At 66.3% G+C, this 21,070-nt stretch carries 16 protein-coding genes and 1 CRISPR repeat array; of the genes, 10 read left to right on the top strand and 6 right to left on the bottom strand.

Translation table 11 applies throughout. From position 1 onward, the window contains the following. Positions 1 to 92: 92 nt before the first annotated feature. From ACF8O7_RS01720 to ACF8O7_RS01710, 3 genes are all read right to left on the bottom strand, one after another. Positions 93 to 596 (bottom strand): heme-binding protein, encoded by a 504-nt coding sequence (locus ACF8O7_RS01720; RefSeq protein WP_026062812.1) that lies wholly within the window; start codon positions 594 to 596, stop codon positions 93 to 95. A 157-nt stretch (positions 597 to 753) separates the two neighbouring features. Next, positions 754 to 1,395 (bottom strand): response regulator transcription factor, encoded by a 642-nt coding sequence (locus ACF8O7_RS01715; protein WP_016446543.1) that lies wholly within the window; start codon positions 1,393 to 1,395, stop codon positions 754 to 756. Then, complete coding sequence (locus ACF8O7_RS01710) at positions 1,392 to 2,942, bottom strand: sensor histidine kinase (protein ID WP_392442103.1); 1,551 nt, start codon at positions 2,940 to 2,942, stop codon at positions 1,392 to 1,394. Before ACF8O7_RS01710 ends, ACF8O7_RS01715 begins: the two co-directional genes overlap by 4 nt. Before the next feature lie 73 nt (positions 2,943 to 3,015). On the opposite strand from ACF8O7_RS01710, the gene ACF8O7_RS01705 reads away from it, so the two are divergent. From ACF8O7_RS01705 to cas3f, 5 genes are all read left to right on the top strand, one after another. Continuing rightward, positions 3,016 to 4,008: a cation diffusion facilitator family transporter gene (locus tag ACF8O7_RS01705; protein WP_392442100.1), complete on the top strand. Its 993-nt coding sequence runs from the start codon at positions 3,016 to 3,018 to the stop codon at positions 4,006 to 4,008. Further along, on the top strand, positions 4,005 to 4,475 hold the full coding sequence (dtd, locus tag ACF8O7_RS01700; protein WP_017406418.1) for a D-aminoacyl-tRNA deacylase: 471 nt from the start codon (positions 4,005 to 4,007) through the stop codon (positions 4,473 to 4,475). The genes ACF8O7_RS01705 and dtd overlap by 4 nt, the downstream gene beginning before the upstream one ends. 122 nt (positions 4,476 to 4,597) lie before the next feature. After that, positions 4,598 to 6,421, top strand: a complete 1,824-nt coding sequence (locus ACF8O7_RS01695; protein ID WP_392442097.1) for a dipeptidase — start codon at positions 4,598 to 4,600, stop codon at positions 6,419 to 6,421. Between the two features lie 115 nt (positions 6,422 to 6,536). Next, entirely contained in the window at positions 6,537 to 7,559 is a 1,023-nt protein-coding gene (gene cas1f / locus ACF8O7_RS01690; RefSeq protein WP_280047543.1) for a type I-F CRISPR-associated endonuclease Cas1f, read from the top strand. Then, a complete protein-coding gene (gene cas3f / locus ACF8O7_RS01685) occupies positions 7,556 to 11,044 on the top strand; it encodes a type I-F CRISPR-associated helicase Cas3f (protein ID WP_392442093.1) in 3,489 nt (1,162 codons plus the stop codon). The genes cas1f and cas3f overlap by 4 nt, the downstream gene beginning before the upstream one ends. A 3-nt stretch (positions 11,045 to 11,047) precedes the next feature. On the opposite strand, the gene ACF8O7_RS01680 is transcribed toward cas3f, so the two are convergent. Continuing rightward, a complete protein-coding gene (locus ACF8O7_RS01680) occupies positions 11,048 to 11,359 on the bottom strand; it encodes a HigA family addiction module antitoxin (protein ID WP_016451884.1) in 312 nt (103 codons plus the stop codon). A gap of 503 nt (positions 11,360 to 11,862) precedes the next feature. On the opposite strand from ACF8O7_RS01680, the gene csy1 reads away from it, so the two are divergent. The 4 genes from csy1 to cas6f are packed head-to-tail and all read left to right on the top strand — an operon-like array spanning position 11,863 to position 16,039. Beyond that, positions 11,863 to 13,269: a type I-F CRISPR-associated protein Csy1 gene (gene csy1 / locus ACF8O7_RS01675; protein WP_016451883.1), complete on the top strand. Its 1,407-nt coding sequence runs from the start codon at positions 11,863 to 11,865 to the stop codon at positions 13,267 to 13,269. Further along, complete coding sequence (gene csy2 / locus ACF8O7_RS01670) at positions 13,266 to 14,384, top strand: type I-F CRISPR-associated protein Csy2 (protein WP_392411739.1); 1,119 nt, start codon at positions 13,266 to 13,268, stop codon at positions 14,382 to 14,384. Before csy1 ends, csy2 begins: the two co-directional genes overlap by 4 nt. Positions 14,385 to 14,438: 54 nt before the next feature. Next, positions 14,439 to 15,467, top strand: coding sequence for a type I-F CRISPR-associated protein Csy3 (gene csy3 / locus ACF8O7_RS01665; protein ID WP_071954293.1), 1,029 nt, complete (start codon positions 14,439 to 14,441; stop codon positions 15,465 to 15,467). Between the two features lie 5 nt (positions 15,468 to 15,472). Then, on the top strand, positions 15,473 to 16,039 hold the full coding sequence (gene cas6f / locus ACF8O7_RS01660) for a type I-F CRISPR-associated endoribonuclease Cas6/Csy4 (RefSeq protein WP_034366869.1): 567 nt from the start codon (positions 15,473 to 15,475) through the stop codon (positions 16,037 to 16,039). Between the two features lie 129 nt (positions 16,040 to 16,168). Next, positions 16,169 to 19,200: a CRISPR direct-repeat array (repeat unit 22 nt; unit sequence GTTCGCTGCCGCGTAGGCAGCT). Between the two features lie 149 nt (positions 19,201 to 19,349). Here the strand turns inward: cas6f and ACF8O7_RS01655 are convergent. Beyond that, positions 19,350 to 19,730, bottom strand: coding sequence for a hypothetical protein (locus ACF8O7_RS01655; RefSeq protein ID WP_046240413.1), 381 nt, complete (start codon positions 19,728 to 19,730; stop codon positions 19,350 to 19,352). Between the two features lie 112 nt (positions 19,731 to 19,842). Here ACF8O7_RS01655 and ACF8O7_RS01650 point away from each other — a divergent pair, with 112 nt between their 5' ends. Continuing rightward, the gene (locus ACF8O7_RS01650; protein WP_080945400.1) at positions 19,843 to 20,196 is read left to right on the top strand and encodes an Arc family DNA-binding protein; all 354 of its coding nucleotides are present in this window, start codon (positions 19,843 to 19,845) and stop codon (positions 20,194 to 20,196) included. A 28-nt stretch (positions 20,197 to 20,224) separates the two neighbouring features. Here ACF8O7_RS01650 and ACF8O7_RS01645 read toward each other — a convergent pair whose 3' ends face one another. Beyond that, positions 20,225 to 20,983: a sulfite exporter TauE/SafE family protein gene (locus ACF8O7_RS01645; RefSeq protein WP_392442088.1), complete on the bottom strand. Its 759-nt coding sequence runs from the start codon at positions 20,981 to 20,983 to the stop codon at positions 20,225 to 20,227. Between the last annotated feature and the right edge of the window lie 87 nt (positions 20,984 to 21,070).

Raw genomic sequence — 21,070 nt, 5'->3', positions numbered from 1 at the left:
CCGTGGCGGCCTGTCTTTTTTTTGCAGCGCCGCATCAAGGGCAGGCGCGGCCGGGCGCGGTGCGGCGCAGTGTGGTAGCCCTTGCGGGCGCCTTACTTGAGCAGTTCCTGCACCTGGCCCAGCGCGGCCTGGGCGCATTTGTCGTCCAGGTGGCCGCCAGGCGCGCCGCCGATGCCCACGGCGCCGATCACCTCGTTGCCCACCTTCACCGGCAGGCCACCGCCCAGCAGCAGGTAGCCGGGAATATTCACCAGGTTGGCGGCGCCGGGGTTCTTCTGCGCGCCCTCCATGATGGCCAGCGTGCTGTTCTTGGCCGATGCGGCCGTGTAGGCCTTCAGGCGGCTGGCCTCCAGCGTGTGGGGGCCGGCATTGTCGGCGCGCTGCACGGCGCGCACGGTGCCGGCGCGGTCCACCACGGTGGCGGTGACGGCATGGCCGTCGGCAGCGCAGGCGGCCACGCTGCGTGCGGCGATCTGGTTGGCCAGCTCCAGCGACATGTTCTTTTCCGTGCGCACGGCATCGGCCTGGGCGGCGGTGGCGATCAGGCCCAGGGTCAGGGCGGCGAGGGTGGCGAGCTTGGTGGTGCGGCGTTGCATGGTCTTCTCCTTGGGGGTCAGGACGGCCCGGGACACAAGCCCGGACGGCATGCATGCACTGTAGAAAATGCCGTCGCCGCGCACCATTCGGACGGTTACGCGCGCCGCTGCGTAGAAATACGGAGAAGCCAGGCGCGCTGGGCGCGGCGGTGGAGCTTCAGGCGCCTGCCGCCGGATCGGCCAGGCTGGCGTAGCGGCGTATGAGCTGCGCCAGGCTGGGCGCATCCAGCTTGGCGAACAGGTTGGCGCGGTGCGTCTCCACCGTGCGGGGCGACAGCTCCAGGCTGCGGCCTATCTCCTTGTTGGTCAGCCCCTGCACGATCAGCCCCAGCACCTCGCGTTCGCGCGCGGAAAGCTGCGCAAAGCGCTGCTGGGCATCGCGGTCGGCCTGCTGGCGTTCGCGCGACTGCACATGCTGGCGCACGGCGCTTTGCAGCGCATCGATCAGCACCTCGTCGTCCACGGGCTTTTCCAGGAACTCGGCCGCGCCGGCTTTGAAGGCGCGCCGGCACATGTCCACCGTGCCATGTCCGGTGAGCATGATCACGGGCTGGTCCACACCCTGCTCCATCAGCCGGCCCAGCAGGGCCAGCCCGCCGATGCCGGGCATGCGCACGTCCAGCACGATGGCGCCTATGCCCTGGCGGTCCAGCCCGTCGAGAAAGGCCAGCGGATCGGCCCAGCACTGCACGCGCAGGCCCACGGTGCCGATCAGCAGGGCCAGGCTGTCGCGCACGGCCTCGTCGTCATCGACCAGATGGATCAGCGGGGACAGGTCTTGGGCGGGCGCGGCAGTCATGGGGTCAGTGGTTCCTGAGGGGCGTTGGGTGCGGCAGGTGCCGGGCCATGGGCCGCAGGCAGCAGCAGCTCGAAGCGCGCTCCGCCTTGCGGCGGGGTGGCGGCGGATGCGGCCAGCTCCAGGCTGCCGCCCATGGATTCGGCTAGGCTCTGGCTGAGCGTCAGGCCCAGTCCCAGGCCCTGGGCGCGGCCCGTGGCAAACGGGGTGAACAGGCGCTGGCGCATCTCGGGCGCCACGCCGGGGCCGCTGTCGTGCACGGCCACCATCAGGCGGCTGTCGCGGCGTGCCAGCTCCACCCGCAGATGGCGGGCTGCGGGCGGCTGCTCGTCCATGGCCTGCAATGCATTGACCAGCAGGTTGTGCAGTATTTGCTGCACGGCCACGGGGTCGGCCTGGGCGGCGGGCAGATCGGCGGCCTGCACTTTCATCTGCACCTTGACCTGGACCTGGCGGCGCCGCAGCTCGGGCTCCAGCAGATACAGCGCCTCGGCAACGGCCTGGCCCAGATCCAGCGGCTCGGCCTGGGGCGCCAGCCCCGGCCGCTCCACCAGGCGGCGCAGCCTGCCCACCACGGCCGATGCGCGCTTGGCCTGCTCGGCAGCCTGCCCCATGGCCTGGCGTGCGGCGTCCATCTCGGGCGGGTCCTCGGCCAGCAGGCGGCGCGCGGCCTGGCTGTTGGACAGCACGGCCGTCAGCGGCTGGTTCAGCTCATGCGCCATGCCTGCGGCCAGTTCGCCCAGCGTATTGAGCCGCGCCACCTGGCCCAACTGCAGCAATTGCTCGGCACGGCGGCGGGCCACGCGCTGGCGCAGCAGGGTGCGCAGCGCGCCCACCGCCAGCGCGCAGCCCAGGGCCCAGCCCAGCATGGCCGTCCAGGGCAGTACCGAGGCGTCCAGCGGCTTGCGCAGGTACAGCACCAGCGGCTGGCTGGGCGAGGCCAGGGGCTTGCTCACCTCCCACGACCATGTGTTCCAGCCGTGCGCGGCGGCTCGGCCCGGCTGGATCACGAATTCCTGCCCGCCCAGGGCCAGCCATGCGCGCACCGGGCTGGTGGCGGGCGGCAGCGGCCACTCGTCGGCGGGAATCGTGGCGCGCAGGTCCAGCAGCAGCGCGTAGCTGGCCGGCAGCCCGGCCTGCACCAGGTACAGCCGGCCCCGGACCAGGTCGGCCAGGGCCAGTTCGGCCTGGCCGCTGGCCTGGGAGCGGCGCTCGGCCTCGGCCATGCCGGGCGGCCAGGGCGCGGGCCAGGACTCGCCTGCGGCGGCCGAGCGGCGCGCCACATCCAGCACCTGCGGATACAGGCGCGGCAACTGCTTCCATGAGGCCTGGTCTGGCGCGGGCTGGCGGGGCTGCAGCAGCGCCAGCGTGCCCAGGATGGCATCGTGCTGCACCATGCGCTGGCTCAGCAGCCGGTGGGCAATGCGGGCATCGGTATCGAAGACCTCGCGCAGCGACTGCAGGCGCCCATGCGCCAGCCAGGCCGCGCCGCAGCCTGCGGCCACGGCCCAGGCCAGCACCCACCCCGCTGATCGCTGCCATCCATTCATGGCGCGGATTCTGGCATGCGGCCCGCGCAGGCAGTGGTCTAATCCGCAGCACCCCCACCTATCGCAGCGCAGCATGGCCGAGTCCACTCCATCTACCGCCAACGCACCCGACTGGATGGCGCCGCACAGCCTGCTGCGCATCTCGGTGGTCGTGGCGCTGCTGACCATCGTGCTCAAGACCCTGGCCTGGTGGCTCACAGGCTCGGTGGGCCTGCTGTCGGACGCGCTCGAATCCTTCGTCAACCTGGCCGGTGCCGTGTTCGCCCTGACCATGGTCACCATCGCCAAGCGGCCGGCCGACACCGATCATCCCTATGGCCACCACAAGGCCGAGTACTTCTCTGCGGGCTTCGAGGGCATCCTGGTCATCGGCGCCAGCCTGGCCATCGCCTGGGCGGCGCTGGCGCGGCTGTGGAACCCGCAGCCGCTTGAGCAACTGGGCTGGGGCCTGGCGCTGTCCGTGGTCAGCTCCGCCCTCAATGGGCTGCTGGCCGTGGCCATGCTGCGCTCGGCGCGCCAGCACCGCTCCATGGCGCTGGAGGGGGATGCCCGCCACCTGCTCACCGATGTCTGGACCTCGGCCGGCGTCGTCATCGGCCTGATGGGCGCAGCGCTCACAGGCTGGCTGTGGCTGGACGCGGCCGTGGCCATCGGGGTTGCGATCAACATCTGCGTGCAGGGCGCGCAACTGGTCTGGCAGTCTTCCCAGGGCCTGATGGACCAGGCGCTGGACGCGCCCGAGCGCCTGCGCATCGACGCCGTTCTGGACCGCCACGCGCGCCGCGCGCATGGCGTGGTCTTTGACAACATCTCCAGCCGGCGCGCCGGCGAGCGCAGCTTTGCCGACCTGCACATGCACGTGCCCGGCGACTGGAGCGTGGCCCGCGCCGCGCGGCTGCGCACCGAGATAGAGGCCGAACTGCTGCAGGCCGTGCCCGGCCTGTACGCGCGCATAGAGCTGCTGCCGCTGGGCATGCAGACAGCCATGGAAGCCGCCATCGAGGCGGCAGGCCAGGCGGACACTTCTTCCCCATCCACCGACAAGAACCCGAACCCCGAACCATGATCAGCATCCTGCAGCGCGTGCAACAGGCCCGCGTGGAAATCGATGGCCAGGTCGCCGGCAGCATAGGCCCTGGCCTGCTGGCCCTGGTCTGCGCAGAGCGCGGCGACACAGAGGCCGAAGCCGACAAGCTGCTGGCCAAGATGCTCAAGCTGCGCATCTTTGCCGACGACGCGGGCAAGATGAACCGCAGCGTGCAGGACCTGGACGGGCAGGGCGCCTGCGGCGGCCTGCTCATCGTCAGTCAGTTCACGCTGGCGGCCGACACCGGCGGCGGCAACCGCCCCAGCTTCACGCGCGCCGCGCCACCGGCCGAGGGAGAGCGCCTGTACGACTACATCGTGCAGCGGGCGCGCGCCCTGCACCCGGAAGTCGCCACGGGCCGCTTCGGCGCCGACATGCAGGTGCACCTGCTCAACGACGGGCCCGTGACCATCCCGCTGTCGATAGCTCCGGCCACCGCGGCATAGCGCGCCGCAGACCTGCTGTTCTGGGGCGGATTCTGGCGCGATCTGCGAGCACGTCCTGGCCGGAAAAGGGCTGCAAAGACCGTATTCTTGCGGCCTCAGCATTCATCGACAGACCGACGACCATGAAGAACCATCCGTTCAAAGCCTCCACCCTGGCCCTTGCCATGAGCATGGCCCTGGCGTGGAGCGGCGCGGCCGGCGCCGACACCCTCAAGAAGCCCGCGCTGGACGCGCTGGCCCAGGCGCAGCCGGCACCTACCGACTTCGCCAGCTTCCTGAAGCAGGCCGCGGCCGCGCAGCCTGCCATCGCCCAGGCCGTGCAGCGCCATGCCGCAGGCGCCGCGCTCAAGGGGGATGAACTCAACCACATCGCCCGCCTGCTGGGCCTGTACACGCGGCTGACGCAGGAGCAGGCCGTGCTGGCCAGCATCGAGCGCATGGTCGCCCTGCCCACGGTGCGCGATGCCAAGGTGCCGCCCCATGAAAGCCCGGCCATCCTGGCCTTCGGCGAACTGGTGCAGCAGATGGCCAGGGACTTCGGCCTGCAGTACCGCAACGTGGACAACCGCATCTTCGAGGTCACCCTGCCTGCGAACGCAGCGAACGCGGGCACCGATGAATTCGGCATCCTCACCCATGCCGACGTCGTACCTGCCGTGGCCGCCGAATGGGTGCTGGACGGCAAGCAAATCAACCCATTCGAGGTTACCTTTGTGCCCGGCAACAGCGGGATCACCCTGATGAGCCATCCCCCGGTGCTTGTCCCACCCATGCCTGATCGGATCTACGGGCGCGGCACCATCGACGACAAGGGCTCCATCGCCACCGTGCTGTTCGCCATGAAGGCCGTCAAGGACAGCGGCCTGCCCCTGTCGCGCGGCATACGCCTCATGATCGAGACCACCGAGGAAACCGGCGGCGACGCCATGAAGTACTACCAGGGCAAGACCACGCTGCCTGCCTACAACATCGTGCTGGACAGCAAGTACCCAGCCGTCGTCGCGGAAAAAGGCTCGGGCGCGCTCAAGGCCGTGTTCGACGACGTGAAGACCGACCCCGCCCGCCCGGCCATCACCGCCATGGCCGGCGCCGCCTCGGCCAACGCCATTGCCCAGACCGCCACCGCCACCATCACGGCCAGCGACGAAGCCGCCATTGCCGCCATCGCCGCGCGCCTGCAGGCGGCCAAGGGTGACTTCACCACCAGTTATGCCGGGCAGGGCGGGCCGTTCACCATCGACATACAGCACCGCGGCGCGACGGCCACCGTCAAGGTCACGGGCACCTCGGCCCACGGCTCGCGCCCCGAGGAAGGCGTCAACCCCGTGCCGCGCCTGACGCTGTTCCTGCAGCAGGTGCTCATTCCCACCGATGGCGTGGCCCTGGTCCAGCCCAATGCCTACAGCAACGCCCTGCGCTACATCAACGGCGCCTTCGGCCTCGACTACTTCGGCAAGCAGCTGGGCGTTGCCTATGCCGACGACTTCATGGGCCCGCTGACCCTGTCGCCCAACCTCATCAAGGCGGCAGACGGCAAGCTCGAAGTCACCACCAACGTGCGCATGCCGCGCGGCAAGACGCCAGAGCAACTGCGCACCGAAGTCGAGCAGCGCATCACCCGCTGGAGCGAGGCCGCCAAGGTTCCCCTCACCCTGCAGTACACCCAGGGCAACTGGATGGCGCGCGATCCCAAGGGCGCCTGGCTGTCCACCCTGCTCAACATCTTCGGCGACACCACGGGCCTGGACGCCAAGCCCGTGCCCACGGCCGGCAGCACCACGGCCAAGCTCATGCCCAACGCCATCAACTTCGGCCCCGCCATGCCCGGCAAGAAGTACACGGCGCACAACGCGCTCGAATACAAGGAACTGCCCGACCTGCGCGCCGACATGCAGATGTTCACGGAAATGCTGGTGCGCATCGGGAATCTGAAGCAGATGCAGTGATCATTCACTGGGATGTAAAGAAAGGCGCCTTGTGGAAGCAAGGCGCCTTTTTATTCCTGGGGCAGGCCATTGAAGGGGATTGGCAATTTGATACAACTGCCTGTGGGAGGCTGCAATGCAGGATATCAAGGGCCAGGATCTCAAGACCATTCTCCATTCCAAACGCGCCAACATCTATTACCTTGAGCACTGCCGTGTCCTGGTCAATGGCGGGCGGGTGGAATATGTGACCGATGCCGGTAAGCGCAGCCTGTATTGGAATATTCCCATTGCCAACACCACCAGTATCCTGCTGGGCACGGGCACCTCCATCACCCAGGCGGCCATGCGGGAGCTGGCCAAGGCGGGCGTACTGGTGGGCTTTTGCGGTGGCGGCGGCACGCCTTTGTTCAGCGCCAATGAAGTCGATGTGGAAGTCGCCTGGCTAACTCCGCAAAGCGAATACCGGCCTACCGAATACCTGCAGGCCTGGGTCCGCTTCTGGTTCGATGAAGAATTGCGCCTGCACGCAGCCCGGCAATTGCAGGCCTGCCGCCTGCAGCGGCTGCAGCAGGAATGGGGCACGCGTGCGCTGCGCGAAGCGGGCTTTGCCGTGGACATGGAGCGCCTCAAGGCGCTGGTGCAGCAATTTGCGGCGCTGATGGCCAATGCGCCCGATGTCATGACACTGCTGACCGATGAGGCACGGCTGACCAAGGCCTTGTTCAAGCTCGCCGTGGACGCCGTGGGATATGGCGAATTCACGCGCGCCAAGCGCGGCACGGGCGCCGATGCGGCCAACCGCTATCTGGACCATGGCAACTACCTGGCCTACGGGCTGGGCGCCACGGCCACCTGGGTGCTGGGCCTGCCCCACGGCCTGGCCGTGCTGCATGGCAAGACGCGGCGCGGCGGCCTGGTGTTCGATGCGGCTGACCTGGTCAAGGATGCCGCCATCCTGCCCCAGGCCTTCCTGTCGGCCATGCGCGGCGACGACGAGCCGCAATTTCGCCGCCAATGCATAGAGGCCCTTACGCGCAGCGAATCGCTGGACTTCATCATCGACACGCTCAAGCGCATTGCCGTCGACACGGCGCGCATGGCCGGCGCGCCCACCACGCCCACAACGCCCGGCGCTGCGCAGGAGGCCGACACATGAACGTGCTCTTCGTCTCCCAGTGCAGCAAGCGCGCCCTCACCGAAACGCGCCGCATCCTCGACCAGTTTGCCGAGCGGCGCGGCGATCGCACCTGGCAGACGCCCATCACCGCGGCCGGGCTCGACACCGTGCGCAAGCTGCTGCGCCAGACCGCGCGCAAGAACACCGCCGTGGCCTGCCACTGGATACGCGGGCGCGACCACAGCGAACTGCTGTGGGTCGTGGGCGACGGGCGCCAGTTCAACGCCGAAGGCGCCGTGCCCACCAACACCTCGGCCAGCAACGTGCTGCGCGCCGACGATGAAAGCCACTGGCACCACCTGCCACTGATCACGGCGCTGGCCGCTTTGGCGGCCCTGGTGCATGACTTGGGCAAGGCCACCAGGGCATTCCAGGACCGGCTGAAGAATCCGGGCCTGCGCGAGCGCAACCACTACCGCCATGAATGGGTGTCGGTGCGGCTGTTCCAGGCGTTCGTGGGCGGCGACAGCGACGCGGCATGGCTGCAAAGGCTGGCAGCCTGTGTGGATGAGGCCGCCGATGCCCGGGCCTTTGAGGCGCAATGGCTGGATCACCGCAGCGGCCGCCTTCTGCGCGATGGCCTGGACGAGCCGCAGGCCAGCCAGCATCTGCCGTTCAAGGCGCTGCCGCCGCTGGCCACCGCCGTGGCCTGGCTGGTTCTGACACACCATCGGCTGCCCTGCATGCCGGTCGCTGCAGGCCGGCAGGAGTCCGACGACGAGCTGGAGCCCGACCGCCGCCAATGGTGCCGCTTCGGCGCGCGCCCGCGCTTCGTCAACAGCAATGAGATCGAGCAGCTGCTGCAGTGCATCAGCGCCGACTGGAACGAGCCGCGCGAGAAAGCCGACCCGGCGAAAGTGCGCTCCCATTGGGACTTCCCGCAGGGCCTTCCAGTGACCACGGCCGCCTGGCGCAAGCAGGCGGCGCGCTACGCGCTCAAGCTGCAGGAGCTGGCGGGCCGGTCGCTTGACGCTGTAAGCCTGGGCGATCCGTTCACGCTGCACCTCTCGCGCCTGTGCCTGATGCTGGCCGACCACCACTACTCCAGCATCGAGGACGAAGCGCGCCGCCAGCCTTTCCGCAACGCGGGCTATCCGCTGTACGCCAACACCCGGCGCAAGAGTACAGCTCCAGGCGCCGCGTCCGCTTTCAACCAGACGCTGGACGAACACCTGCTGGGCGTGCAGGCCCATGCCACGCTGGTGGCGCGCTCGCTGCCCACGCTGGCGCGCAGCCTGCCGGCACTGCGCAGCCATCGCGGCCTCAAAAAGCGCAGCAGCAACGCGCGCTTCCAGTGGCAGGACAAGGCTGCCGACCTGGCTGCCAGCGTGCGCCACCGGGCCGCCAGCCAGGGCGGCTTCATCGTCAACATGGCTTCCACCGGCTGCGGCAAGACGCTGGGCAATGCCCGCATCATGAACGCGCTGGCCGACCCGGGCGTGGGCATGCGCTGTGCCTTCGCCATCGGCCTGCGCACGCTCACGCTGCAGACGGGGCGGGTGTTCCAGAACGACCTGGGACTGGGCGACGACCAGCTCGCCATCAAGGTCGGCGGCGCGGCCAGCCGCGCGCTGTTCGAGTACTGGGAAGCGCAGGCCGAGGCCACGGGTTCGGCCTCGCGCCAGGCGCTGCTCGACGAAGGCGGGCAAGTCCTGTTCGACGGCAATGACCAGCACCCGCTGCTGCAGCGCCTGACCGACGATGCGCAGGTGCGCTCGCTGATCGCCGCGCCCGTGCTGGCCTGCACCGTGGACCACCTCACGCCCGCCACCGAAAGCCTGCGCGGCGGCCGCCAGATCGCGCCCATGCTGCGCCTCATGACGGGCGACCTCGTACTGGACGAGCCCGATGATTTCGACATGGCCGACCTGCCCGCGCTCACGCGACTCGTGCACTGGGCGGGCCTGCTGGGCTCACGCGTGCTGCTGTCCTCGGCCACCTTGCCGCCAGCGCTGGTGGAGGGGCTCTACCTGGCCTACCGCGCCGGGCGCGAGATCTTCCAGCGCCATCGCGGCGAGCGGCCCGGCGAGCCCGTGGCCATCTGCTGCCTGTGGGTGGACGAATTCCACCAGCAGGCACTGGACTGCGCCGATGGCGCAGGGTTTCGCACAGGCCACGGAAGCTTTGTGCAAAAGCGCGTGGCCCAGCTCGCCCGGGCCGAGGTGCGGCGCCTGGCGGCCATCGCTCCCCTGCCTGCCGGCTGGCAGGGGCTGGACCCGGCCGCGCGGCGCCGGGATTTTGCGCGCATCGCGCTGGAGCATGCATGGCAGCTGCACCAGCAGCCGGGCAACCATGGCATTGACCCCGCCAGCGGCAAGCGTGTGAGCTTCGGCCTCATCCGCATGGCCAACATCGAACCGCTGTTCGACGTGGCCGTGGCCATGTATGGCCAGGGCGCTCCTGCGCCGGGTGTGCGGGTGCACCTGTGCGTCTACCACTCGCAGTTTCCGCTGCTGGCGCGCTCCAGCATCGAGCGGCACCTGGACAACGTGCTGGACCGCCGCTCCTCCGACGGCGCAGACCCCATCTTCCAGAGGCCGGCCATCCGCGCATTGCTTGATGCCAACGATGAGGTCGACCACCTCTTCATCGTGCTCGGCTCCCCCGTCACCGAAGTGGGCCGCGACCATGACTATGACTGGGCCGTGGTCGAGCCCTCGTCCATGCGCTCGCTGATCCAGCTGGCCGGACGCGTGCGGCGCCACCGGCCGGGTGCGGTGCAGGAGGCCAACATGCGGGTGCTGGACAGCAACCTGCGCGCTTTCGAGCATCCAGGCAGGGCGGCATTCTGCAAGCCGGGTTTCGAGATGGAGCCGGTGGATGACAAGGCAGATACGGCGCGGTACTTCCACCTGCGCTCGCATGACCTGCAATCGCTGCTGGCCAAGCACACCAAGGGCGAGCCCCTCTGGCCCGTGGATGCCCGCGCACGCATCGAAGTGGCCAGGGAGCAGTTCCACCCGGCCAGGAACCTCGTGGACCTGGAACACGCCCGCATGCACGACACCATGCTGCCGCGCCCCGCAGACAGCCAGGATGCCACGCCGGTGCTGCGCGCCGCCAGCCTGCACTGGGCCAGCCCAGCCTGCTTCTGGCTCACGGGCCTGCTGCCGCAGTTCCAGCGCTTTCGCTACGACCCGCTGCCGCGCGTGGATGTGGTGTTTCTGCCGGACGAGGAGGAAGAGGGCCTGCAACTGCACCGCGTGGTCGATGGCCAGCGGCGGGGTGACAAGCTGTATGTGCTGGTGCAGGACAGCCTGCTGCACCGGGAGCCATTGGACCCACGGAAGGGGTCTGTCACTGCATGGGGGCAGGCCGACCTGATGCATGAACTGCTTGCCCTGGCGCAGGGCAAGGGGCTGGCGCTGGATGCCTGTGCAAGCAAGTACGCCACGGCCAGCCTGCCCGACAAGGCACAGGGCTGGCGCTGGCATGGCGCGCTGGGCTTTGTGGGCCGGGCCTGAGGATCAGGCGGTATGCAGCTGCATCGGATGAACTTGCCTCACGGACGCCTGCAACTCCGCGTTCAGCTCTGCCGTGCGCAGGTCGTAGGCGGTCTGAAGGTTCAGCCAGGACTGCGCGTCGCCCCCAAAGAAGCGGCTCAGCCGCAGCGCCGTGTCGGCCGTGATGCCGCGCCGCTCCAGCACGATGTCGTTCACGCGCGAGGCGGGAACGTGCAGGTGCCTGGCCAGCGCGTTGGCGCTCATGTCCATGGGCTTCAGGTAGTCCTCGCGCAGGACTTCACCTGGGTGTATGGGGCGCATCTCTGCTTTGATCATCCAAACTCCAACTCCATGAAGGCGAGTCGATTTCGGCTATCTGTGTTGCACGGATTGGCAGTGCCGCTTGATCTTTGGGTTGGCAAGGTTGCCACTTGGCAGCCTGTTGAAGCACTTCAGTGGCAAAGGCGCTGCTTGTTCAGCAGAAATGTGGCGGTCATCTTGAAGAGGTGACTTTTCTGAGCTTCCTGTTCGAAAGCGGTTGCGAAGATACCACGTAGCGGCTACGATCCAGCTGCCAAGTTGGTTATTTAAACCTGCGGTTTATCGTGAAGAGTTGACTGGTTGGAATTATGGAATGCCACCACCTGCTGCGCTAACAACAGGTGGTGACTGTGTCAACAACGTGCTCTCAAGGCGCTAACCAAGAAAGAGAGGTCACAGTGGCTAGCAATCACGCGCTCAGAAGAGCGTTATGACGACTTTCCAGTCGCAACATCAAGTTCCTCGGTCAGTTCGTTGACCGAGGAATTATCTTTCATTTCTCACGAAAGGTGATCCCTATGTCCAACGCCCCGGCAACAGGGCGCAAGGCAGGTTTTCGTGCGGCAATCGACCAGTTCCTGCAAGAACGATTGCAATCCAAGCTCGAAAAGCTCAAGCCTGACGATCCTCAGCGTGACGAACTCGTCGCATCATTCCTGCGTGATACCTGGGTGGCCAGTGCTGCCAAGCGCGTCGATCAAATCCAGGCCGTCACCCACTCCCTCAAGCCCATACATCCCGATGCGCGCGGCACCAATCTCTATGTGGAGCCGGCCGGCCTGCCCGTGCTGCAGGAACTGGGAAGCCATGCGCTGGGGCAGTCCTTCTCTGGCGATGTGGTGGGCAATGCGGCGGCGCTCGACGTCTACAAGTTCCTCAAGGTCGAGGTGGACGGCACCAGCCTGCTGGCCGCGCTGCTGGCGCAAGACCCGGGCGCGCTCCAGGCCTTGCATGAGGACCCGCAGCAGGCCATGGGCTTGCGCGATGCCTTCGTCGGCCTGACCCAGCCGCGCGCGGGCATACCCAGTTCGCACACGCGGGCCAAGCAGTTGTACTGGCTGACGGGCAGCGATGCCTGTGCCGATGAAGGCTATGAATTGCTGGCGCCGTTGTTTGCTACCTCGCTGGCGCATGCCGTGCATGCGCAGGTGCAGGAAGACCGCTTTGGGGAAAGCAACAAGGCGGCCCGGCAGGCGCGGCGCGAGCGCAAGGCGCATGACCGCGTCTTCCATGACTACCCGGGGCTGGCCGTCCAGAAGATGGGAGGGACAAAGCCACAGAATATTTCCCAGCTCAACAGCGAGCGTGGCGGGGTCAACTACCTGCTGGCTTCGCTGCCACCGGTCTGGCGCAGCAGCGATGTACGGCTGCCGGTGCATGCCAGCTCCGTGTTCGACAAGCTGTTCATCGGTCGTCCCGAGGTGCGAAGCACGGTGCGCAAGCTGCGTGCCTTCCTTGCGACCGACCCGGAGCCCAACCTGCAAACGCGCGAGCGCCGCGAAGCCTTCGTCGATGCGCTGATCGATGAAATGGTCTCGCTCGCCGGCGAAGTGCAGCAGGCCCTGCCAGCTGGCTGGAGCTGCGACTCGGAACGCTTCGGCAAGCTGGTGCGCGAAGAGCAACTGTGGCTGGACCCATTGCGGGCCGAACTGCGCGATGAAGCAGATTTCGCCCGCGAATGGCTTTGGATGGACTGGCCTGCCGAGGTAGGCAAACGCTTTGCCAACTGGCTCAACAGCCAGCTGTTCGGCCAGTTGCCTGTGGGCGACGCCGAGGCGCGTGTGTGGCGGAAAGAGCTGCTGACCGATGAGGATGGTTTTGTGCAGCAGTTGCGTGAACTGCGCAAAAGGCTGGACGCCCCGGCCTATATCCCTATCCGCAAAACGCATGATGAACTGGTGATGCACAGGGGGGGCGTGGTATGAGGCAATCCCCACAACCGCAGGCCATCCTGACCTTCCCCCATCTGCGCGTACAGAACGCCAACGCCATCTCCAGCCCGCTCACCCATGGCTTCCCCTCCATCACCGCCTTCACCGGCCTGATGTGGGCGCTGGAGCGCAAGCTGGCGCAGGCCGGCATCCCCTTGCGCCTGCACGCAGTGGGCGTGGTCTGCCACCACCATCAGGAGCAGGTCAGAGGTTCAGGGAAGTTGTACGACCCTCACACTTTTCATTTGCGCAAGCCTTACGTTGCTACCGCAGACCAAGCTAGAAAGTTGGAGGAAGGTACCCCTCCTTCTATCGTCGAGGAAGGCCGCATCCACCTCGACATCTCCCTGGTCTTCGCCGTTTCGGAAAAACGCGCCGCAGGCGCTGCGGCCACGTTGGTGCAGAGTGCCGGGCCGCAGATGCAGCAATGGGCCGATGAAGCCGGGCAAATCCTGTCGCAAATGCGCGTGGCCGGCGGCAGCCTGCTGCCATCACGCGCCGCGCCCGGCAGGCGCGTGCGCCCCAGGCTGTCCGTGCTGGCAGAAGACGCCACGGAGCGCAGCCGCCAGTTCCGCGAATGGCGGCGCCAGTGGCTGCCGGGCTTCGCCCTGGTGGGGCGTGACGATCTGCTGGCCGACCGCCTGCACAGGCTGCGCGACAAAGCGGCGCACACCACGCTGCTCGACGCCTGGCTGCATGCATCGCGCTTCAACCATGAGCCCGTGGCAGCGGCCGAAGGCCAGCCCCCGCCTGCCGATGGCAAGCAGCCATGGGCAGACCCCTGGCGCGGCCCGGGCAGCGGGTGGATCGTGCCTGTGCCCGTGGGCTACGCGGCACTCTCGCCATCACATGTCGCGGGCGAAGTGCTCAACGCCCGCGATGCCGCCACGCCGCTGCGCTTCGTGGAGTCGGTCTATTCGCTGGGCGAATGGATCAGCCCGCACCGCCTCACCCATCTGGAGCAACTGCTGTGGCATGCGCACACCGATGAAAAGCGGGGCCTTTACCGCTGCCGCAGCGGCTACGTGCCAGACCCCGCAGCCGTGGCCGACCCTGATGACGCCGCAGCCCAGGAGCAGGAAGACGACGACAGCTATGCATACACCTGACCAGCGTCCTTGCACCGCCGCCTTTCACACCGTATTGCCAAAGGATTGAACACCATGTCCAGCACCCTCAAGACCGCATCCGTCCTCGCCTTCGAACGCAAGCTCGACCCCTCCGACGCTGTCTTCCACGCAGGCAACTGGGATGACCGGGCGGCCTCCGCCTCCTGGCCCTCCGTCAAGCTGCGCGAGAAATCCGTGCGCGGCACCATCTCCAACCGCCTCAAGACCAAGGACCAGGACCCGGCCAAGCTCGACGCCGCCATCGAGAACCCCAACCTGCAGACCGTGGACGTGGCAGCCCTGCCCGCCGATGCCGACACGCTCAAGGTGCAGTTCACGCTGCGCGTGCTGTCTGGCGCGGGCACGCCGTCTGCCTGCAACAGCGCCGAATACCAGGCCAGGCTCGCGCAGACCGTCCAGACCTATGCCTCGGCCCAGGGCTTTGCCGAACTGGCCAACCGCTATGCGGCCAACCTGGCGAACGGGCGCTTTCTGTGGCGCAATCGCGTGGGCGCGGAAAGCGTGCAGGTGCAGGTGGTGCAGCTCAAGGATGGCAAGGCCGGGCAGGCATGGTCGTTCGATGCGCTGGCCCACAACCTGCGCACGCTGGAGCGGCCTGACGAGAAAGTGGCTGCGCTGGGCAGCGTGATCGCGCAGGGGCTTGAGGGCAAGGCCCATGTGCTGCTGCAGATCACCGCCTTTGTGCGCCTGGGCGCGGGCCAGGAAGTCTTCCCCTCGCAGGAACTGATCCTCGACAAGGGCAGCACCAAAAAGAGCAAGACGCTCTACCAGATCGGTGAAAAAGGCCAGGAGGTCGCCGCCATCCACTCCCAGAAAATCGGCAACGCCCTGCGCACCATCGACACCTGGTACGACGGCGCGCAGGACCTGGGACCCATCGCGGTCGAGCCCTACGGCTCCGTCACCACCCAGGGCAAGGCCTGGCGCCAGCCCAAGCAAAAGCAGGACTTCTACACCCTGCTGGACGACTGGCTGCTCAAGGACAAGGTGCCGCCCGTCGAGCAGCAGCACTTCGTGATGGCCGTGCTGATCCGCGGTGGTGTCTTCGGCGATGCGAGCTGATGGCCATGACCTCGCACTACATCGACATCACGCTGCTGCCAGACCCGGAATTCAGCCACGCCCACCTGCTGGGCGCGCTGGTCGCCAAGCTGCACCGCGCGCTCGTGCAACTGGGCAGCGCGGACATAGGCATCAGCTTTCCCGGCTACAGCCTGCGTCCACGCACTCTGGGCACCATCCTGCGCCTGCATGGCAGTGAAGCCGCGCTGCGCGGCCTGATGGAACAGCCCTGGCTGCAGGGCATGCGCGATCACGTGCACTGCACGCCGCCAGCTTTGGTGCCAGAGGGCGCCGTGCCCTACCTGGTGCAGCGCCGGCAGTTCAAGACCAGCCCCGACCGCCTGCGCCGCCGCCGCATGCGGCGCAAGGGAGAAACCGCTGAACAGGCCGCGGCCGCCATCCCCGACAGCGTGGAGCGCACCCCGGACCTGCCCTACGTTCAACTGCGCAGCGCCAGCACCGGCCAGCCGTTTTGCCTGTTCGTGGAGCAGAAAGCGGTGCAGGGAACGGCGGGCCAGGAAGGCTTCAACACCTACGGGCTGAGCCTGGGAACTGCTGTTCCCTGGTTCTGACCCTTTTTCTGGAGGCCTGAAGACAGCCTTGTAAATCAACAGCTTGGCAGATACCCCGGAATTTGGGGTGTTTGCCTGCTGGAGGTGAAAGCTCTTTCAAAATCAATGGATTGGAGAATTTTTTGCCTAGTTCGCTGCCGCGTAGGCAGCTCAGAAAACCAGGAAGATCAGCACTGGACTGGGCAACGCGTTCGCTGCCGCGTAGGCAGCTCAGAAATCGAAGACCAGGGAGGCCATGTTGGCCATGGTGTTCGCTGCCGCGTAGGCAGCTCAGAAATACGAGATGTACGCAACCCGCTGGCCTGAAGCGTTCGCTGCCGCGTAGGCAGCTCAGAAAATCCCCGATGCCGCGTACTGCGCCCTGCAGTATGTTCGCTGCCGCGTAGGCAGCTCAGAAATTGCGCGCGCCTGCTTCGCCATCGATGAAGCCGTTCGCTGCCGCGTAGGCAGCTCAGAAAAGCGAGGCCGTGTTGATAGTCACCCCATCGGAGTTCGCTGCCGCGTAGGCAGCTCAGAAATGCTCCGTCAGCTCGTTGACCAGCGCATCGGAGTTCGCTGCCGCGTAGGCAGCTCAGAAATCAACGCCTGGCGCACCAAGCAGTAAAGGAGGGTTCGCTGCCGCGTAGGCAGCTCAGAAAACGACGACGCGCAGTTCGGCGAGCGCGCGATCGTTCGCTGCCGCGTAGGCAGCTCAGAAAATGTCGATGGCGGCCTGCAGAGCCTCGGGGAAGTTCGCTGCCGCGTAGGCAGCTCAGAAAAACTGGCGGACGAGACGCGCCGCCGCACCAACGTTCGCTGCCGCGTAGGCAGCTCAGAAATTTTCAGCGCCAGCCGCGTGGTGCACCTGGACGTTCGCTGCCGCGTAGGCAGCTCAGAAAATTGGGAGCGCCTGTGATGGCGGCGATGCGCAGTTCGCTGCCGCGTAGGCAGCTCAGAAAGTCATGGCTGGCGCGAGGGGTCGGCTCCCCAAGTTCGCTGCCGCGTAGGCAGCTCAGAAATCCAGGTGGACCTTCAGGCTGATGCAGAAGCGGTTCGCTGCCGCGTAGGCAGCTCAGAAATGATCCAGAAGGATCGCCGGGATATCGAGGCGGTTCGCTGCCGCGTAGGCAGCTCAGAAAGGCTGCAGCCAGGCAGAAGCTCAGGAGCCCCAGTTCGCTGCCGCGTAGGCAGCTCAGAAATGCCGGCCCTGGTTTGGCGATCAGTCGCCGCGGTTCGCTGCCGCGTAGGCAGCTCAGAAAACTCGGTGCCCGGAATCAGGTACGCAGCTATGGTTCGCTGCCGCGTAGGCAGCTCAGAAAAACCGTGACGCGCAGTACCTGATCGACCATGTGTTCGCTGCCGCGTAGGCAGCTCAGAAAATCAGCCGGAACTCGGCCAGGGCAGGGTGGCGGTTCGCTGCCGCGTAGGCAGCTCAGAAATTCACGCCGCGCTCTTTGGCCAGGGCGTGCAGGTTCGCTGCCGCGTAGGCAGCTCAGAAAGAACCAGCGGAATACATCGCCGTGGTCTGTGAGTTCGCTGCCGCGTAGGCAGCTCAGAAATTGCGGCCCGCAGGCCAGAAACGAAAAAGGCCGTTCGCTGCCGCGTAGGCAGCTCAGAAAAGCTCGGGCGGGTCATCGCGCCAGGCCTCCAGGTTCGCTGCCGCGTAGGCAGCTCAGAAATGCTGGGTGAGGCCAAGACGCTTGCGAATGGGGTTCGCTGCCGCGTAGGCAGCTCAGAAATGCTCGAAAGCCAGACGCGATGCCTGGGCTTGGTTCGCTGCCGCGTAGGCAGCTCAGAAAGTTCACCAGCGAGTCGTCGCTGGCTTCCAGGGAGTTCGCTGCCGCGTAGGCAGCTCAGAAATGCAGTCGTATCAGCTCGCTGGCGGCGGCCTCGTTCGCTGCCGCGTAGGCAGCTCAGAAAACGGTGGCAGTGGGAGTGCTGGAGAGCTACCTGTTCGCTGCCGCGTAGGCAGCTCAGAAAAGGACAAACAGGCATCGCAGCGCCGCCTGATGGTTCGCTGCCGCGTAGGCAGCTCAGAAAAACCTGCGGCCCCAAGCCCAGCAATACGCAAAGTTCGCTGCCGCGTAGGCAGCTCAGAAAGCCAGTGAAAGCCCATGCGCATACGCACGCGAGTTCGCTGCCGCGTAGGCAGCTCAGAAATGGACTTCAGCTGAAGTTAGGAAGTCAGGTAAGTTCGCTGCCGCATAGGCAGCTCAGAAATCGGCCAGCTCCAGGGCCAGCCATCCCGAGCGGTTCGCTGCCGCATAGGCAGCTCAGAAACAACGGGATCAACCCCGACCACGAATCTGCCCCGTTCGCTGCCGCATAGGCAGCTCAGAAATAAGCCAGTTGTCTGGCGGAAGGGGCTCCTAAGTTCGCTGCCGCATAGGCAGCTCAGAAATGCCCGTGCCGGCGTACAAGCTCGGCGGCCAGGTTCGCTGCCGCATAGGCAGCTCAGAAAGTTGCGGCGCCTTCGGTTTTTCAACACAGGAGGTTCGCTGCCGTATAGGCAGCTCAGAAATGTGATTGCCACCAGATCCGCGGCTTCGGCATGTTCGCTGCCGCATAGGCAGCTCAGAAACAGGTGGTGCACGGCAGTTTCGTGGGCGCTGCCGTTCGCTGCCGCATAGGCAGCTCAGAAAATCAGATCACCCTGAACAGCGTGTCGGCCCGGGTTCGCTGCCGCATAGGCAGCTCAGAAATATCTGGCTGCGTCTGGGCCAGGCTATGACAAGTTCGCTGCCGCATAGGCAGCTCAGAAATTCAATCACTCTCAGTGTGGGGCGCGTTTCGGGTTCGCTGCCGCATAGGCAGCTCAGAAAAGCGACTCGGGCGTGAACTTGGTCGGGTCGATGTTCGCTGCCGCATAGGCAGCTCAGAAATTGGAGCCTTCAGGGCCGGTACAACGGATCATGTTCGCTGCCGCATAGGCAGCTCAGAAAATCCCAGGTGCGGCCATCGAGCTGGCGGCCCGGTTCGCTGCCGCGTAGGCAGCTCAGAAAAAGCAAATGCAAGGTGTAGGCCGGTTTTCTTTGTTCGCTGCCGCGTAGGCAGCTTAGAAAAATGGCGCGGAGAATCAGCAGGCCATCAGCTGGTTCGCTGCCGCGTAGGCAGCTCAGAAATCCCCAAAGATTACCGATCTGGCCTGCGAGTTGTTCGCTGACGCATAGGCAGCTCAGAAAGCACGCACCCCCTCTCTTGGCTAGCCAGAGGCAGATGCGCGACTACGCGGTGCCCAATGCGATCCGGTTAAAGGCCGTGACGGCAATGAGCGAACAGACCGGCGCTCTCACGGAGCCTGCTGGTGCCACGCGGCAGCAGGGCGCCGCGCCTAATTCACCCGGCTTTCCTCCACGTGCTCCACGAAGGAGGGCGCTTCATTGAAAAGTTGCACGAGCTGCGCCAGGCGCAGGCCATAGGCGCATTGGGGCCGGCTGAACGCCTGGTCGGCCAGGACGATGGCGGCGCGGGCGAGGAACCAGGCGTTGTCAAACTTCCATGCCGCGTCGAAGTGGGTGAGCTTCATCTGCCGGATGTGGTTCAGGGCCAGTTCCGTGGCCATGTCCACGTCGGCGTCTTCGTCAACCCAGTCCATGTCTGCGCAGCGCTGGTCGATCAGGGCGGCCAGCTCGGTTTCTGCGCGGTCTATGGACAGGGCAATCATCTGCTGCATGCTGGGCTTGTCTGCGGTGGCCTTCGGCGTGGCATTCATATTGATCCCTTCTCCTGCATGTATTGGGTACTGAATCTATTGGATATCTATCAATATTAGATGTCAAATAGATTCTTTGTCATGAATCTTTCTGATGTCCAGAATCTGGCGGATGACTGACAAGCAAGTGCCGTCCTACCCGTTGCGTATGCCTGTGGAGCTGCGTGAAAAGCTCACCCTCGTTGCCAAGAACAACAATCGCAGCGTGAACGCAGAAATCATTGCGAGGCTGGAGAGCAGCCTTGACGCAACCGGCGCCAAAGCAGACTTTGGACAGGATGTGGCCGTTCGGTCCGCGATGGCGGCGTCGCTTGCGGATGTGGCCGTTTTGACGCTGACCCAGGACGAGTCATGGAAAGAGGACGTCGCACGCAGGGTTGCTGAAAGCCTGCGTGCAGTGCCTTTGGTGTCTGCTGAGACGGATGCACAGCCGCCAAGGCCCAGGCAGCGGCCAAGAAAGGCCTGAGCCGCGGCCCTTCTTCAAAAGCCCCGCCTCACTGCCTCCAGAAAAACACCCCCGCCATCACCAGCCCCGTCAGCATGATGCCCGCGCGCAGCCATTCGGGCGGGATGCGGCGCGCCAGGCGGGCGCCGCCGTAGCCGCCTGCGGTGGCGGCAATCATCATGATCAGGGCCTGTTCCCACTGCACGACGCCGCCGGCCGCATAGATGGCGACGGCAATGGCCGTGAGCAGGGCGGAGACCAGGTTCTTCATGCCGTTCATGGCATGCAGCCTGGTCTGGCCCAGCAGGCCGAACAGGGCCAGCAGCAGGATGCCCAGGCCGCCGTTGAAGTAGCCGCCGTAGATGGCCACGGCCAGCATGCCGGCGCCGGCCTTCAGGGGCGATGCATGGGCGGCATGCTCGGCGCTGCCGCTTGATGCCATGCGCCTGAGCTGGGGCGCGAAGGCGAACATGGCGGTGGCGGCCAGCAGCAGCCAGGGGACGACCTTGCGGAACAGGTGGTCGGGCGTGACCAGCAGCAGGGCCGCGCCCAGCGAGCCGCCGATGAGCGACAGCACGATGACGCCGCGCATGCCCAGGCCGGGCGGCGGCTCCATGTCCTGGCGAAAACCCCAGGCACCGGCCATGTAGCCGGGCAGCAGGGCGACGGTGCCGGTGGCGTTGGCGGCCACGGGCGGCACGCCGGTGAAGACCAGGGCGGGCAGGGTGAGGAAGCTGCCGCCCCCGGCGACGGCATTGAGCGCGCCGGCCACGAAGGCGGCGCTCATGAGCAGTGCGATGTCCCACATGGGTGTTGTCTCCTCCTGGGGCCGGGCATCGGCAGGCCGCCGTGGCCTTGCGCGGCCAGGCCGGTGTTATAGGTCGAGGCCGATCTT

The organism is Delftia sp. WSY_16, from assembly GCF_043104415.1.
Taxonomy (GTDB): Bacteria; Pseudomonadota; Gammaproteobacteria; order Burkholderiales; family Burkholderiaceae_C; genus Comamonas; species Comamonas tsuruhatensis.
The sequence above is the reverse complement of the archived record's forward strand: the minus strand, read 5'-3'. Positions and strand labels throughout refer to the sequence as shown.